Here is a 17,485-nt window from a genome sequence, read left to right as displayed (position 1 = left end):
CATGCGGCCGGACGCTCAGACACTGTGACTTTCAAACACTGTGATTCGCTGTGATTCCGCCGAGGATCGTGGATCGGACGCACGGACGCCTACCATTTCCAGACTCTGCACCAGTGATCAAGCCCGTGATGACCGACTTTCAACCGATTGCTATCATCGGCATGGGATGCCGCTTCCCTGGAGGGTGCGATAGCCCCGAGAGCTATTGGAATCTGCTCGAATCGGGACGCGATGCTATCAAATTGACTCCACCGGACCGCTGGAGTCTGGAGAAGTTTTACGCACCGGGGCAGGCACGTCTGGGGAAAACGCAAAGTCGCTGGGGCGGGTACGTCGACGGAATCGATCAGTTTGACCCGCAGCTGTTCGGGATCTCGCCACGAGAAGCGGCATCGATGGACCCTCAGCAGCGGCTGTTGCTGGAGACGGCGTATCGGGCAACCGAGGACGCGGGCATCCCGCTGGAATCGATGGCAGGGCGACCGGTATCGGTCCACGTCGGGATCTCCAGTTTCGATTACGCCGTCGCCGCGCTCAGCCCCCGTGACCGCGGCGTCATCGGACCTTACAGCAATACCGGCGGCAGCAGCAGCATCGCGGCCAATCGGATTTCGTATTGTTTCGACTTGCGCGGCGAGAGCGTTGCAGTGGACACGGCGTGCTCGTCGTCCTTGATCGCGATGCATCTGGCGTGTCAAAGTCTGCAATCGAAGGCCAACCACATGGCGCTTGCCGGCGGCGTCAACGCTTTGATCTTGCCGGATTTTTTCGTCGCGTTCAGCCAGCTCGGGGTGCTTTCGCCCGACGGACGGTGCAAGACGTTTGACGCGGCGGCCAACGGTTACGTCCGCGGCGAAGGCGCCGGGATGGTGCTGATGAAGCGGCTGGACGACGCCGTGGCCGACAGCGACTCGATCTATGCGGTCATTCACGGCTCGGCGACCAACCAAGACGGTCGCACCGACGGGATGACGGTCCCGAGTCAATCGGCACAGCAAGCGTTGATCCGGTCCGCCCTTCAAACCGCCGGCCTGGACGGTCATGACATCAGCTATGTCGAAGCACACGGAACCGGGACACCGATCGGGGACCCGATCGAAGCCCGCGCGATCGCGAATTGCTACGGCCGCAACGACAAAGACGCAGGCGTCTGTCGCATCGGAAGTGTGAAGACCAACATCGGTCACCTGGAGGCCGGTGCGGGGATCGCCAGTGTGATGAAGGTCGCATTGTCGCTGAAACATCAAACGATCCCGGCGCACTTGAACTTGGAAACACTCAACCCGGAGATCGAGTTCGACGCCAACGGCTTGCGGGTTCCGCGGAACACCGAACGTTGGGATTGCGACGGACCACGGTTGGCCGGCATCAACGGCTTTGGATATGGCGGTGCCAACGCCCACTTGATCCTCGGGCAACCGCCGCAGCAGACGCCTGCCCAGTCAACGCCGAAGAGTGACGGTGCACCGATCTTGCTGCCGATCTCGGCGCACGACAAGCACGCGTTGGCGGAGACGGCATCACGTCTGGCCGACTGGATCGATCAAGGCAACGGCACGCTGCCGGCGATCGCGGCGACCGCCGCACGGCGCCGAACGCATCACGACTGGCGCGGCACGGTGGTGGGAAGCGAGCGCAACCAGTGGGTCGGGCAGCTGCGTGACATCGCGGCCGATTGCGACGCCCATGCCACACGTGTGCATCATCCGTCCCGCGGACGGGAAACGCCAGCGCCGCCGATCGCGTTTGTCTGCAGCGGACAAGGCCCGCAGTGGTGGGCGATGGGACGCGGGTTGCTGGAATCCGATCCGATCTTTCGCGCCTCCATCCAGCGCTGCGATCGAGAATTCGCCCAGCACGTCAGCTGGTCCTTGTTGGACGAATTGACGCGAGGTGAAAACGAATCGCGGATGAACGAAACCGCGATCGCTCAACCGAGTCTGTTTGCGTTGCAGATCGCGTTGGCGGCTGTGTGGGAATCCAAAGGGATACGCCCGTCGCTGGTCGTCGGACACAGCGTGGGGGAAATCGCTGCGGCGCACCTGTCTGGCGCCCTGGATTTTCACGACGCGTGTTTGGTCGCGATTCATCGGGGTCGCACGATGGACGCCGCGACCAGCAAGGGTGCGATGATTGCCGTGGGGCTTTCCCGGCAAGAGATCGAGCCCTGGATCGCCGATGTGACCGAGCACGTTTCGATCGCTGCGATCAACGGGCCGTCATCACTGACCGTGTCGGGGCGTGACGTCGAAATCGAAGCAGTGGCAGAGCGGCTCGATCAAGCGGGGATCTTTTGCCGACGTTTGGAAGTCGAATACGCGTTCCACAGCCCCCAGATGGCTCCGGTCCGCGACGAGCTGTTGAAGTCGCTGGCGGGGATCCGACCACAACCGTCGCACACGCCGATGGTGTCCACGGTGACCGGCGGCGTCCTTTCGGGTCCGGAAGTCGATGGCGAGTACTGGTGGAAGAACGTTCGTCACAGCGTTCGTTTTGCCGACGCGATGGACGTGCTGGCCGACCGCGGCATCGAGCTGGCGATCGAAATCGGCCCCCATCCGGTGTTGCGTTATGCGATCGCGGAGTGTTTTGCCGATCAGCAACGATCGATTTTGGCCGTCGCGTCACTCGATCGGAAAAAAGACGACGCCACGGTCATCGCGGATTCGATCGGCCAGCTGTACGCGTGGGGTTATCCGATCGATTGGACGTTAAACTCGCCGGCCGATGACGACTTCATCAAATTGCCTGCGATGGCAATGAACCAACAATCGCTGTGGAGTGAATCGTTTGATTCAAAGTCCGGTCGGATGGCAAATCCGGGTGAACCAATCCTGGGACAGGTCATCGGTGGTCCGCAACCGGGCTGGCAGACCCGTGTCGATCTTCGGATGCAAGAGTCGTTGGCGGACCACCGAGTCCGCAACGCGTGCATGATGCCGGCCGCGGCAATGTTGGAACTTGCAATCACCGCCGAGAGCGTTGTCGCGGAATCCGATGCGGTCTCATTGAAACGATTCCGAATGCAGAATCCATGCATGCTGAGCGAGGAATCGCCGGTGCGGGTTCAGATCGATCACGACACGCCGCGACGCCAGATTTTGCTTTCCAGCAGCGGCATCGATCAAGCGAATTGGCAGACGCTGGCGACGGTCGACGCCAGCAGCATCGCCAGCGTGGAGCGAACGGGGCGCGAGGCACTGGAAGACGCACGGCGTCGGTGCACCGAATCGATCTCGCCGGATCGTCTGTACAAGTATTGCGATCAACTGGGGCTGAACTACGGGCCGCGGTTTCGCGGGGTCACGCAGGGTTGGCGAACACCCTATGAAGCGATCGTCACGGTCGAATTCTCCAATGCCGATGCAAGCGCCAACGGTGCAGATCCGCTCGGCGATGCCGCAGCGTTGCTGGACAGTTGCTTTCATGGCATGATCCTGGCCAGTCCAGTGTTTGACGCCGAAATCGACCGACTGTACCTGCCCCAACAGATCGCGTCGCTGGATGTCTTTCACAAGTCCACCGCGCCGCTGACCGCCCACGTGAGATTGTTATCCAAAGACGACTATCGCATGGTCGCCGACATCGACATCTATGACGTCGACCAAAACCACTGCGTCGCGATTCGCGGGTTCGAAAGCGTTTCGGTCTCGGGGGCAAAGGCGGAACGATCGATCAACGAATTGTTGTACCGTTACGTTTGGAAACCTTCCGCCCAGGCCGACGCAGCGACTCCCGAGACACCGATTCCCGAGACAGCGGCCGCCGAGACCGGCCAGCGGAAATGGTTGGTGTTTTGCGACCAGAGCGGATTGTCGAGCAATCTGTTGGCTCGGCTGCCGATCAGCGACAAGATCATCACGGTGCAACACGGATCGAGTTTCAAACGCCTGCGTGACCATTCATTGATCATCGATCCGGAGAACCGCGAACAATTCGACCGGTTGCTGACCGACATCGGTGATGGCGTGACCGATGTCGTCTACTTGTGGGGACTGGATTCGCCGGACAACGTGGAATTATCGGTCGACGTGTTGAACAAGTCGACGGTGCTGACCACGCTGGCGCCGATGCACTTGGCGGCGGCCTGGCAGGCGGCGGCTGATTCGGGGATTCAATCCAACGCGGCACGGCTTTCGATCGTGACGCTTGACGCACAGCCGGCCGACGGAGGTGCGCCCGATGAGGGGGCGGCGCCGATTTCGGTCGCCGCCGGCCCGCTGATCGGTTTCGGTCGGGTGATCGCCGCCGAATGTGGTCGGCTGAAAACCCGGCTGGTCGACCTGTCATCGGGCGAAACGATGATTGCAAAGGACCTGTCGGACGAATTGGTCAGCCGGATCGATGACGAAGACGAAGTGATGCTGCGAGATTCGATTCGCTGGGTCCGTCGCTTCGTTCCGGCCGACGAATTGCCGCTTCACCCGGAAAGTCGACGACGTGCTGCGAGTGTGTTGCGATGCGGGGAAGCGGCATCGATCGATCAACTGCGATACGAGTCCGCGGCGCCACAGCCACCAGCCGGCGGCGAGGTCGAAATCGAAGTCCTGGCGACGGGATTAAATTTCAGCGATGTGATGAAGTCGTTGGATTTGTATCCGGGATTGCCCGACGGCCCCGTCTCGCTGGGTGCAGAATGCAGCGGGCGGATTTCGCGAGTCGGTCCCGACGTGACAGAATTCAATGTCGGCGACGAAGTGTTCGCGGTCGCGCCCGGGTCGTTTGCCACCCACGTGATCGTCAACGAGCATTTGGTCGCCAAGAAGCCGCCATCGGTTTCGCATCAACAAGCCGCAACCATTCCGATCGCGTTCCTAACAGCCGAATACGCGTTGAACGAGTGCGCGCTGATCCGCCGCGGCGAGAGCGTGCTGATTCATTCGGCCAGCGGCGGCGTGGGGATCGCGGCGATGCAACTGGCAAAACTCGCCGGCGCGACCGTGCTGGCGACCGCGGGTACCGATGAAAAACGCGAGTTCGTCAAACAGCTCGGTGCCGAACTGGTGATGAATTCGCGCGACCTGGAATTCGCCCGCCAAACGCTCCGGCAGACCGACGGGGTCGGGGTCGACGTGATCCTGAATTCGCTGCCCGGCGAAGCGATCCCGAAAGGATTGTCGATTCTGAAAACCGGCGGCCGATTTTTGGAGATCGGCAAACGCGACATCTATGCCGACGCGTCGTTGGGGCTGGAGACGTTCAAGAACAATTTGGCGTTGTTTGCCATCGATTTGGATCAACTGTTTCGAGAGCAGCCCGAACGGATGGGGCGGATGCTTCGCCAGCTAGCGGCGCGGTTCGACAGCGGAGAACTAACGCCATTGCCGGTCACGTCGTACGATGCCGATGAAACGCGCGAAGCGTTTCGGTTCATGCAGCAGGGCAAACACATCGGCAAGGTCGTCGTCGATTACCGCAGCGGTCCCTCGGACGTGTTTGCCGGAAGCTATGAACCGTTGTGTCTGTCCGACCGGCGGACGTACTGGGTTGCCGGCGGGTTGGGCGGATTCGGATTGCGCGTGGCGCGGTGGTTGATCGACTGCGGTGCCAAACACTTGGTGCTGGGAGGCCGCAGTGCGGACGTTCCCGCCGAAACACAGCAGACGCTGGATCAGTGGACGGAGGCCGGGATCACGGTCACCGTGATTCCCGTGGACCTGACATCGACCGCTGCGGTGCGATCGGCCGTCGATCAGATCGATCGTGATTGCCCGCCGCTGGCGGGCGTCTTCCACACGGCGATGGTTTTGGAAGACCGTCTGCTGGTCGATATGGACCGCGAAACGCTCGAGCGTGTGCTCGGCCCCAAGGTGTTGGGTGGTTGGAACCTGCACGCGGCGACCGAAGACCATGACCTGGACCATTTCGTTTTGTTCTCGTCGCTGTCGAGTGTTTTCGGGCATGCCGGACAAGCCAACTATGCCGCGGCCAACGCGTTGCTGGATTCGCTGGCACACTACCGTCGATCGATCGGCATGCCGGGTCTGGCCGTCAATTGGGGACACGTCGGCCAGGTCGGTTATCTGGCCCGGCGCGGCGAATTGAGCGAGCGACTGGAGCGTCAGGGCGTGTTGACGTTTTCCGCCGACGAAGCGATGCAGTGCTTGGAACAGGCGATGCAAACCGATGTCGTCCAACAAAGCGTGCTGCGAATGGACTGGACGCGGTGGCGGGGGCTGGGCATCACCGGCGACGTCTCGCCCCGTTTCGCTCATCTGTTACGCGGGGTCAGCGAAGAGGCGACCGGCGGCGACCGACTGGCCAGCGCCGCAGAGGTTCGCGCGGCGAACGCCGAGGCACGCGGCGCGATGGTTGCTCGAATCATCGGATCCAAGGCCGCGTCACTGTTGGGAATCGCCGCGGACAAGATGCCTTGGGATCGTCCCCTGCTGTCGATGGGCCTGGATTCGCTGATGGCCGTCGAGATGCGAAACTGGATCGAAAGCCGACTGGAAATCGATTTACCGATCTCCGAATTGATGCGGAGCGAAAGTCTGCGCGAGGTCTGCCGAAGCGTGTCGACAATTCTGGAAACGGATTCCGAACAAGCGACACCCGACGTCACCGACGGTGCCGAGACGAGCGGTGCGACGGCGGCCGAGTTGCTGCATCAATTGCCCCAGATGTCCGATGCCAGCGTGGACGCGTTGCTGACCGATTTGTTAAGCGGCCCAACCCCCGGACAGCCCAGTGAGTGATGTGTTGCAGGGCCTGTCACCGCAGGAAAAACGCGAACTGCTGGCCCGCTTGCTAAAGGAAAAAGCGGCTCGACAAGAGGAACGTCTTGGGCAGTCCTCACCGGAGGAAATAAATCGTTCGACGGAGTTTCCGCTATCGGCTGGGCAGCAGGCGTTGTGGTATGACTTTCGTCGTGCACCCGATGTCACCGCTTACAACGTCGCGTTGCCGTCGCGGTTTCGTTCGCACGTCGACCTGGATGCGATGCGGCGATCGGTCGAGGAACTGGTGCGTCGGCACAGTGCGCTGCGGACGGTGTTCGCCGAGTCGGATTCGAACCATCAACCGGTCCAACGCATCCAGGCGACGTTGCCGCCGGAGTTTCGCGTCATGGAGACTCCGGGGGCGAGTCGGTCTGAACTGGTCGAATGCGTGACCGAACAGATCAACCGTCCGTTTGATTTGACGCGTGGCCCGCTGCTTCGACTGGCGGCCTTTCGCGTCGCTGCCAATGACGTCGTGATCGTAGCGACGACGCACCACATCGTGGTCGATTTCTGGTCCTTGATTTTGATCATGGACGAAGTCCGACAACTTTATCCAGCGTTTGCGAGCGGACGCAAACCGAACCTGCCACCGGCGCCGTCCAACTACGAGCGGTTCGTGCGCGGGCAATCCGAATTCGTCGCCAGCGATCGGGGCAGCGAGATCGCATCGTATTGGCGGGATCAACTTGCCGGCGTGGCGCCGGTGCTCGAGTGGCCGACGGATTTCCGTCGCCCGGAACGATTCACGCACCGCGCGTCGATGTTGCCGCTGAAGTTTCCGCCCAAAACAGGTGCCAAGATCACGTCGCTGGCGCGTCGATTGGGCGTCACCGGCAACGTCGTCGTGATGTCATTGCTGCAGGTGCTGATCGGACGGTTTGCCGACCAAGACTCGTTTTCGATCGGCACACCGTTCTCGGGTCGTCGCCAGCGTGAATTCGAAAAGACGGTCGGCTTTTTCGTCAATCTGTTGCCGATCACGGTGGACCTTTCGGGAAACCCGACGCTGGAACAGTTGGTCAAATCGGTCGGTCGAAACATGATCGATGCCTTGGCCGGCGAAGCGCTGCCGTTATCGGAGATCGTACGCAACAGCGGCATCGGGCGTGACCCCCGTCGTCACCCGCTGTTTCAAGTCTCCTGCACCTTCGAAAAATCACAACTCGCCAGCGAACAAGGCCGTGCGGGGTTCGTCATCGGCGACGACCACGTGTTCGACGACTTCGCCGGCCTGCGGCAAGAGAGTTTTCCGGTCCCACACACCAGCTGTCGCTTCGACGTCGAGTTCGTGTTCGAATTCGAAGGCGACGAACTTCGGGGCATGATCTGTTACTGCCGCGATCTGTTCGAGGTCGACACGATCGATTCGATGGCCACGCAATTGGTCGTCTTAGCCAACCGTCTGATCGACGCCCCCAGCCGGCCGGTGAAACGCATTCCTTGGCTGGAACCTCAGTCGATTGGCCATGACGACGCGAATGACGAACGCGAGTCACTGGTCGACCTGCTGGCCGAATCACAACACCCGATGGTTGCCGACGCGAAACGGTTTGCGTCGCATCTGAAGCAAGTCGGTGTCCGTCCTGGTGGCTTCGTCCCTGTTTGTTTGCAGCGTGGACATGACGCATGGATCGGGATTCTGGGCGTGATGTATTGCGGCGCGACACCGATTCCGATCGACGCGGATCAACCGGCGGTTGCGCCGGACATGCTGCGACGCGACGCGACGATCAATTATGTCGTGGCATCGCCCAACAATCCCTGGGCCAGAGAGCTCGGTGCGACGATCGTCTCGGTGAATTCCGCCCGAATTCAAACTCCATCGTCGTTGCCAACCGTTTGCCCCAAAGACATCGCCTACGTGATCTACACCTCGGGTTCGACAGGACGTCCCAAGGGAGTCATGGTGTCGCACGCGGCGATCACCAACGCGATGCGTTGGCAGTCACGTGCGACACCGTTTTCGGCGTCCGACCGTGCGCTCGTGCTGCTGTCCCATCAGTTCGATGCAACCTTGGTGTTGGTATTGACGGCGCTCGATCAGGGCGCATCGCTGGTCTGGCCCGACGACACCCGCAACTTGGATTTCGATCGGCTAATCGATCAGATCGTCCGCGATCGAATCACGATTCTGCAAGCCGTCCCCAGCATCCTTGGCCCTCTCGCATCCCATCGCAGATTCGCCGAGTGCACCAGCGTTCGTCAGATTTGGACCGGCGGGGAATCGATGCCGACGGAGCTTCCGGCGCTGATTCACTCCAAACTCGATTGTGAACTCTGGAATTATTACGGCCCGACCGAAGCGGCGTGCCAAGTCACGGCTCATCGCGTGACCGGTGACGAAACGCCGTGTCGCATCCCGATCGGACGAGAAATCGACGGCGTTCATGTTCACCTGGTCGATCACCAGCTCGCCCCGCTTCCGGTGGGCGTCGCCGGCCAGATCGTGATCCGCGGCAAAGGGTTGGCGGAGGGCTATTTGAACCAGCCGGAGTTGACCGAAAGGGCGTTTGTTACGGCGGAGCAGATTCGTGATCCGCAAGGGAATCGCTGCCGAGTCTATCTGACGGGCGATATTGGGCGACGACGTGGCGATGGGACGATCGAGTTTCTCGGACGTGTCGATCATCAGGTCAAGGTGCGCGGCTATCGCGTCGAACTGGAAGAGATCGAGCGGGTGATCGAACGCTTCCGGCATGCCCGACGCGCGGCGGTGAAAGTCGTCCAACCGGGAACCGCGGGTGAACGACTCGCCGCCTTCGTCGAAGGCATGGACGCCTCAAAACTCGACGCGTTAACGCGCCACCTGACTGCGAGTTTGCCGCCGTACAAGCGTCCGGCGTCGATCGATCTGGTCGACGCGCTGCCGCTGAATTCCAACGGCAAGATCGACCGAAAACGGTTGCCGCAACCGGCCGGCGAAGCGGCGACGGCTGGAACGGTGGCACGGCCTCGTTGCGAGCTGGAACGTTTTTTGGAACGTCGTTTCGCCGCGGCGCTCGGGCAAGATTCGATCCCGAACGACGTCAACTTTTTCGAAGCCGGTGGAACGTCGCTGCAGGCGGCGGTTTTGACTTCGCAGCTGTCCGACGAATTCAGTTTCTCGATCCCGACGTCGCTGTTGTTCGATTTGGGCGACGTCCGTTCGGTGGCGACGCGATTGGTGCAGTTGCATCCACAACCGATCAGCGAGCGTTTCGGTGGTGAATCGATCCGCTGCTGCGGCACGGCGGCGTCGACGAATCAGACGGATTCGTTGTTGGTCGAATTAAAACCTTCCGGGGATGCCGCACCGGTGTTTATGATTCACCCGCCCGGCGGCATCGTCGTCTGTTATCGCGAATTGGCGAGTCTGCTTCCCAAGGACCAGCCGATGGTTGCGGTTCGATCACGGGGTTTGCACGGGGAGGAGCGTTTGCCGAGCACGCTTGGTGAAATGGCCGGCGACTATGTCCGCGCGATCCGTCATCGCCAACCGTCCGGACCATACTTCATCGGCGGCTGGTCGCTGGGCGGCGTGATCGCGTTTGAAGTCGCCCGCCAGCTTGCCGCCGAGGGCGGCGACGTGGAGGGGTTGATCCTGTTGGATTCGACGGTCCCCGAGCGAAGTGATCCGGAATCGGCGTCGGCGGGATTGGAGTATGGGCTGGAACTGTCGCTTGATCAGCTCAGCGAGCTTTCCGATGACCAGCAGTTGCCGTTTTTGTACGAGCACGCAAAACGCTTGGGGATTTTGGAAGAGGACACGCCGGCGGAAGTCGTGCAAAAAGCGATTGCCGATCTGCAACGATTGTTCGCCCACCACGTCGAACTCTGTCAGGCTTATGCGATCCGGCCGCTGGACGTGCCCGTGTTGTTGCTGCGGCCGAATGATGTTCCGGGGCAAGCCGACGCGCGTCCCGATCGCGGCTGGGGGCGTTGGACCGGCGACGTCACCGTCCACACGGTCAGCGGACACCACCACAGCATGGTGAAGTCTCCCGGAGCGGGTGAGATCGCGGGGTGGATTGCCGGGTTTGTCGCGTCGCGCGGGTGACGGTTTCTTGGTCTTTTCTCAGGGCGAGTGGGTGAACAGGTGGGTAGGCAGAATGATACGGGGCAGAATGATGGGGCAAGACGATGGGGGCAAAACGATCGCCGTCCGATGTCGTGACACTCACAAGTTTCGGCCGGTGGTTTTGACAGCGTCGGTTCCTGACGTTGTTTGTCCGATCAGTCGTAGACGCCAGCCAACGGGTCTCTCATCATTCTGCCTCGAATCATTCTGCCGTCCCTTTGCTGACTCTCACCGACCGGACAAGACACCGTGGCCGGATGGAGTGGCCGCTCGCTGACGCGTCCCGCTGGCATCCATGTCGGCCGGGGTGATATCAGATTAGAAATCGACCCAGCGGCCGTTCTGGACACGGCTGGTGCCGACGATGCTGCGGTGTTCCGGTTTGATGATCTTGGGCGGAATGTTGACGCGTTTGAAGTATTCCGGATCGGCTTTCTCGAAACGTTTGACGGCCTGTTTGACCGACTCACCGGCTTCCAAACGAAGTAGCATCGGGACCATGTTTTGAGAACTGCGTTGCCAGAGCGTGTTGCCGCCTTGGACGATCTCCAAACTGGCGCGGTACGGTTTCAAGTTGACCGTTTCCCCTTCGCTGCGAAATGATGCTCCGATAGGACGGAAGGTCAGCACTTGTTTTTCACCACGGGTGATTTTCGCGACCACCTTGATGTCTGAGTCGGGAACGACTTTCCAACCGGCCTTTTGGACCGCTTGGCGAAGCGCGTCCTCCATCACCTGTTCGTCGACACCCGCGATGCCTTCGACTTCCAGCGAGACCTTGCCACCGGGACCGAGCAGCAACATGTCTCTTCCGGCGCTTTTCAGTTTCTGTTTGACGTCGGCGATCGCACCGTGGGGCAGCGGCAGACTGGTGATCATGGCCGGCTTTGCATTTTTGTCGACGCAAACGTATCCGCCGGGGACCGTCATCTCTTTGGCCCCCGAGGGCAGATGGTACTTCCAGACCGCTTGGGCCATCTCCAAATCGATCAACGCGAACTGGGTGAGCAACGCATCGTCACCGACCCAACCGACCAGTCGACCGACCGGCGTTTCGATCGTTTCTTCCATCTCCGTTCCGGCCGATTGCAGGTCCCATACCGCCACTTGATTGCCGGCCCCCATCGCCAGTCGGCTGCCGTCGGGGGAGAACCGGACTTCGGGAGTCAATGTTCCCGGAAACGGAATCTTGCCGACCAGTTCGGCCTTGGCAACATCGATCATCTGCGTTCCGCCGCTGACGCTGATGGCCAGAAAACGCCCGCCCGCGCTGACGGCGACCTTTCCGGTTGCCGGAACACGTTGGATTTTGAAGTGGCATTTCCCGTCATCGAGCGACCAACAATAGATCGATGAATTGACCTGGACGATCGCCCGCGTCCCATCGATCATCACCGCAAATTCCGCCTTCGGTTTGAATCCCGGTTTCTGCCACTCGGGTAAATGCCACCGTGCGACCACCGTCGGGCTGCCGCCGGACAATCCGTCCATGACCGCCAAATCACCGCCACGATCCGAGGGTGAATCGACGCCGATCATGGCCACCGAACGGTCGTAGTCGACGTTGTGGTCCAACAACAAAAACGTCTCGTCGGACTCAAAGACCATCCGCGGTTGGCCGGCGCTGCCGGCCAAGAAGACGTGCCCGAAATGGGCGGGGCTGACCGCATTGCCGTTGCGATGTGTCGAGACCCCGAACACCGGCCCGGTCGGGTCAACGACGATCGGCTGGGACACACGGGCATAGGCGTCGAGTGGCTCGATCGGTCGCGCGAATTCGACAAACTTGAACCCCGCCGGCCCCGGATCCGGCTGCACCGCCGGCATCGTTTGGTCGATGTTGATGTAGATCTCCGGCCCGTCGGTCGGCAACTCTTCGGTGGTGCTGCGCTGCGGGAACGAAGCGGATTGTGACGGAGCCAGTTGGCGGTCCGACGTCGACGCCGCCATCGGCTCCCCACCGGCAAACGGATTCTCCGGCTCGGCATCCAACTGTCGCACGTACTCGCTGTCGGCCTCGCTGAGCACGCTGAGCGGCACCGAGATCACGCGACCGTCGCTCTTTTGCAACTTGACGTGCGTCGCGTTGTGGTCGACCAATGTGGCACGGACCTGGAATTTGCCTGTTTTGTCCGTCCACTGACGCGATTGAGACTGAGCGAAACCTGTCGCAGGGACGAGGAAAACCAGAACGACAAGCACAACGACGCAGCGGAGATCGACCAGACGCATGTCACGGGTTCCACGATGGGGAAGATCGGAGAAGCGAGAGCCGCCGATTATAGCTTTGTTTCAGGTTGGGTGTTTCAGGTTTTCGAGGCCGCCCAACATCTTCTTGTCACCGATCTTCCTCCCAACTCCCAACTCCCAACTCCCAACTCCCAACTCCCAACTCCCAACTCCCAACTCCCAACTCCCAACTCCCAACTCCCAACTCCCAACTCCCAACTCCCAACTCCCAACATGAAACGTCACTCCATCCGGAACGTTTCTTTGACTTCGGTGTATTCGCGGCGTCCGACGCGAGCGATGGTGTGGAGGGATTTTTGGTCGACGAAGTCGTCTTGGATGTGGATGTAGACGACGTTGCCGATCACCAAGTTGGCTCCGGCAGGTCCGGTTCCCAGCGCGATCGCCGAATGCAGCGTGCATTCCATCGCGGCGATGGCGGATTGCACGCGCGGCGGTTTGACTTTGACCGAGCTGGCCGGCTGGACACCGACGTGCTGGAATTCATCGATTTCCGAGCCCACTTCGTCGCTGCTACGGTGCATCGCTTGGGCCACCGGCTCGGTCACGATGTTGACCACAAACTGGCCGGTGCGGCGGACGTTTTCCAGCGTGTCTTTGGGCAGCCCCTGGGCGTTGTTGGCCGGGGCGAAGCAGACGGTCGGCGGATTCGCACCGACGCCGCTGAAGAACGAAAACGGGGCCAGGTTGGCAATGCCGTCGACCGACAGCGTCGAAACCCAAGCGATCGGCCGCGGCGTGATCAGTTGCACCATCCGCAAGTAGGTTTCTTGCAACGTCAGTTTTTCGACATCAAATTCCATTTCGTTCTCCCCCGATGTCCACGGCCATCAATTGCTGCTGAGCAAGCCGACCATGGTTTCGTGCATCGGCTTGGTCGCAGTGACACAGAACTTGGGCAGCCAATCGTCCAGTTCGGATCCGTCATAGGCGGTCAGTTGGGCGCCCGCTTCACGTGCGATCACGATTCCGGCGGCGGAGTCCCAGGCACAGACGTTGGTCGCCCAGTAGCCGTCCAGGCGTCCGGCGGCGACGTAGCACATGTTGAGGGCGCAGGATCCCAGGCGACGCAGCGAGCGGCAGCGTTCCAGGACTTTCACAAAGCGGGCGACTTCCGGCGAGTCGCCTTTGACGCCGGCGGGAAAACTGCAGGCGATGAGCGCTTGTGACAGGTCTTCGCAATCACTGGCCCGGATCGGCTGGCCGTTCAACTGGGCGCCGGCACCGTCGACGGCGGAATAGAGTTCGTCGGTGACCGGGTCCAGGATCACGCCCAACCGCATCTTGCCGGCATGGTACAGACCGATCGAAACGGCAAAGGACTGCAAGCGATGGACGTAGTTGACGGTGCCGTCGAGCGGATCGACGACCCAACACGGCGGCGCGTCGGCATCCCCGCTGCGAACCGCCGGCGGCGGATCATTCTCGCCCTCTTCTTCGCCGACGAAGGCGTAGCCGCCGAAGGCGCCCATCAGGATTTCGCGGATCGCTTTCTGCGATGCCAGATCCGCGTCGGTGACCAAATCTTTGGGGGCTTTTTCCGAGACCTTGCGGTTCTCCCATCGGCTCAGCAATTCCACGGCACCCGCCTTGGCTGCCTTGATCGCCACATCCAAGTGTTCTTGATTCACAATTCGATTTCGAGTCGTCGGAGTTCTTCCAGCCACAGCCGGATGTCGTTGTTGTACTCGGTCGACATGTCACCGATGACCAATTGTCGATGAAATGCCGCCGCACCGGTATCGACGTGCTCGGCGGCCTCGGCATTGGGAAATCGCAAGTTGGGGTCCGGCGAGATCAATCCGACCAAAAAATTCATCAGCAAGTCGTTGCGACTGATGTCCGCGGGCAACACTTCTTCCAATCGCGACGGCAGGGCGAGTTTGGCCTGAACGAGATCACGCAGACTTTCATTTCCCGCAAAAATGTTTCGTCCGCTGAGCAGTTCGATCAACACGTAGCCGACACTGGCCAAATCGCTGCGTGGGGTCGCCAGCTCGTTTTCCAAGATCTCCGGCGCCGCGTACATCGGCGTACACTCGCGTTCGCGGGGCGGATTCTTGTATTCGATCGCCGAACCCAAGTCGATCAGCTTGGTGTGACCACTGCGTTTGAGCATGATGTTAGCGGGTTTGACGTCGCCGTGCACGATGCCTTCGCGGTGCAGCGCCGCCAGTGCCGCCAAGCATTCACGCATGATCGCCACCGCGATCCCGGCCTTGAAGCGCGAATGATCGGGGCCTTTGGTGATGATCACATCGTTGATGTACTTGAACCGCCGCGTGTCCAAATGTTGCCCCAGCAATTTCAGACAACTGGGGGCCAACAGTTGGCGGAGGTCATAACCGTCGACCCATTCCATCATCATGATGCGAATGCGATGTCGCTCGAAAAAGTTTTGCACCGCCAACAGGTTGTCGTGCTGGATCAACGCGACTTTGGAGGCGATCGTCGCGATCCGCCGCATCGCTTCGTCGTACGCGCGAGCACTTTGGTAGTGTTCCGGCGAGAACACCTTCATCGCAACCGGAACGGTGAAGTCGTCGGTCCCGCGATACTCGGTCAAATAGACTTCGCCCTGACCGCCGCGGCCGAGCAGACGAATCATGTGATGGTGCCCGGTCCAACTGACCTTCTGACGTTCGATCAGATGGTCGTACCAGTGAACGAGCTTTGCGTCACCGCTGGTGTTGACGGTTCCCCGGAAGGTGACCGTTGGGTTGGGTTCGAAGCGTGTAGTCGATTCCATCGTCGCGACGGTCCGTCGTTTTACGAATAGCGAGAGGGCAAAATCAAATGCGGCACGCTGCAGGTCTTTCCGTGTTGGCTGGCCGGCTACATTTGGACACTACAGTCTACACCGCCCGGGCAAAAGCAAAAGGCGAGAGTTTCCCCCAAACCCCGCACTCGCGGGTAACCGCAATTCAAGTCGGCTTGCCGTGACGGCTGCTGCGGGCGAGCCGGTGAAGGTCCTCGCGGCGGGTCAGAAACCCCCAGTTAAGTGCGCGATCTTGCTCATACTGCTTGCCTAAGGTCAGCGCCACCGACGCTTTGGCCATTTCGTACCCCAAGTAGAACGCATGGCCGCGGTCCACATTGTCGGAAATCGGGTTCTGCAACAGCCGCTCAAACAATCGAAACGGATCCTCGTCGCTCAGATGCAATTGGCGCGAGACCAAATGAATCACTTCGTCCTGGGCGAATAATCGATAATTGTTGTCCTTAATGGCCCGAGACAGGCCCTCAAGCGTCGCTTCGGTGAAAGGGCTCAGCTTGCGATCGCGGAGCAACACCAGTTGGTCCGACAGATTCTTCGGCGGAATTCCGTTCTTGACCGACGCATGCACCAACCGCCGGGCATGATCACATTCGCGGACCGATGACCGAGCCCAATTGATCACCTGGGTGGTCAGGACACTTTGGATCCCCAGTTCCTGGCAGAGGCCCAACAGCACGGTGTTGATGCCGGCCGAATCGGCATCGGTCAGCTCGGTGACGTTGCCGATCCCCATCATCATCGGCAGCTGCGGATAACGCTGACGCACCGTCGAGTAACGCACGATGCTGGCGGCCAATCCCGATCCGATCGGTTCCAAAATCGGGTCCAACCGCATCGGAACGTTCCGCTGCTTGAGGTACGCGATCGTTTCATCCAGACTGGTCAGATCGGTCGGCGAATCGGGAATCACAACGACTTCGGCGCCCCATCGCGGTGCATGCTCGCGATTGTGGGAATTCACGCTCAACACCAACGACGCACCGGCACGGCAAGCGGCTTCGGCTTCCCAAGGGTCAAAGGTATCGATGGAGACCTGAATCCCGCGCGAAACGAGCGCGTCGACGTAGTCCGCAATGGATTCAAACCGTGCGGCGGGATCACACCCGACATCAATTCGATCCGCACCGTCATCGACAAGCTTTAAAGCCGTCGCGATGAACTCGTCGCGATCAAGCCGCGGGGCATGATTGATCTCCGCGATGATTTCGATGTCGTACCCACTGAGATCGACTTCGGGACGTTTTTCGCCGAATAGTTCGGCCATATCGCGGCAATCGTTGGGACCGACGACAACATCGACGGCGACTTGAGAGCGAAGTGTTTCGATCCCCACCTCACAGAAACCGGGAACAATCAAATGTGTCGCTTGTACGGGTAAGTCCAGCTTGCGCGCGATCCACTTGGGCGTCATCAACGCGGCAACGGTGATCGGCATCACTCCGATCGAATACTCAAACGCATGTCGCACCGCAAGCGCATCGACGACCTCGCGAACGGCATTTTGGGCAAGCGTTCCGGTGACGAAATGCAAGTGCGATGGTTCGCGGAGATCGATAACCGATGGCATGTCGCAAAGACCGATAGAAAGGAAGTGTTCGAACGCTCACGCGTCGTCGAAACAGAGTCAGCATCATCAAGGTTAACCGCATTCGCGTCAGTCGCGTGTTCAACCTG

7 protein-coding genes are annotated in these 17,485 nt (G+C 60.5%); 2 read left to right on the top strand and 5 right to left on the bottom strand.

Annotated features, from left to right (window positions below; all coding sequences use genetic code 11):
- Positions 1 to 128: 128 nt before the first annotated feature.
- Positions 129 to 6,698 carry a type I polyketide synthase gene (locus Mal15_RS05745; RefSeq protein WP_147866887.1) on the top strand — a complete coding sequence of 2,190 codons (6,570 nt, stop codon included), beginning with the start codon at positions 129 to 131 and terminating at the stop codon, positions 6,696 to 6,698.
- Positions 6,691 to 10,761: a non-ribosomal peptide synthetase gene (locus Mal15_RS05740; RefSeq protein ID WP_147866886.1), complete on the top strand. Its 4,071-nt coding sequence runs from the start codon at positions 6,691 to 6,693 to the stop codon at positions 10,759 to 10,761. The genes Mal15_RS05745 and Mal15_RS05740 overlap by 8 nt, the downstream gene beginning before the upstream one ends.
- 339 nt (positions 10,762 to 11,100) lie before the next feature.
- Here Mal15_RS05740 and Mal15_RS05735 read toward each other — a convergent pair whose 3' ends face one another.
- The 5 genes from Mal15_RS05735 to Mal15_RS05715 form a co-directional block, all read right to left on the bottom strand.
- Positions 11,101 to 13,014: an SHD1 domain-containing protein gene (locus tag Mal15_RS05735; RefSeq protein ID WP_147866885.1), complete on the bottom strand. Its 1,914-nt coding sequence runs from the start codon at positions 13,012 to 13,014 to the stop codon at positions 11,101 to 11,103.
- A 239-nt stretch (positions 13,015 to 13,253) separates the two neighbouring features.
- Positions 13,254 to 13,835 carry a flavin reductase family protein gene (locus tag Mal15_RS05730; RefSeq protein WP_147866884.1) on the bottom strand — a complete coding sequence of 194 codons (582 nt, stop codon included), beginning with the start codon at positions 13,833 to 13,835 and terminating at the stop codon, positions 13,254 to 13,256.
- Positions 13,836 to 13,862: 27 nt separating this feature from the next.
- Complete coding sequence (locus Mal15_RS05725; protein WP_147866883.1) at positions 13,863 to 14,663, bottom strand: inositol monophosphatase family protein; 801 nt, start codon at positions 14,661 to 14,663, stop codon at positions 13,863 to 13,865.
- A complete protein-coding gene (locus Mal15_RS05720; RefSeq protein ID WP_147866882.1) occupies positions 14,660 to 15,781 on the bottom strand; it encodes a serine/threonine protein kinase in 1,122 nt (373 codons plus the stop codon). Before Mal15_RS05720 ends, Mal15_RS05725 begins: the two co-directional genes overlap by 4 nt.
- A gap of 175 nt (positions 15,782 to 15,956) precedes the next feature.
- Positions 15,957 to 17,378: a DUF6513 domain-containing protein gene (locus tag Mal15_RS05715; RefSeq protein WP_147866881.1), complete on the bottom strand. Its 1,422-nt coding sequence runs from the start codon at positions 17,376 to 17,378 to the stop codon at positions 15,957 to 15,959.
- Positions 17,379 to 17,485 lie beyond the last annotated feature (107 nt).

Origin of the sequence: Stieleria maiorica, from assembly GCF_008035925.1 — a bacterium.
Taxonomy (GTDB): domain Bacteria; phylum Planctomycetota; class Planctomycetia; order Pirellulales; family Pirellulaceae; genus Stieleria; species Stieleria maiorica.
This window is presented reverse-complemented; position numbering and strand designations above follow the sequence as displayed.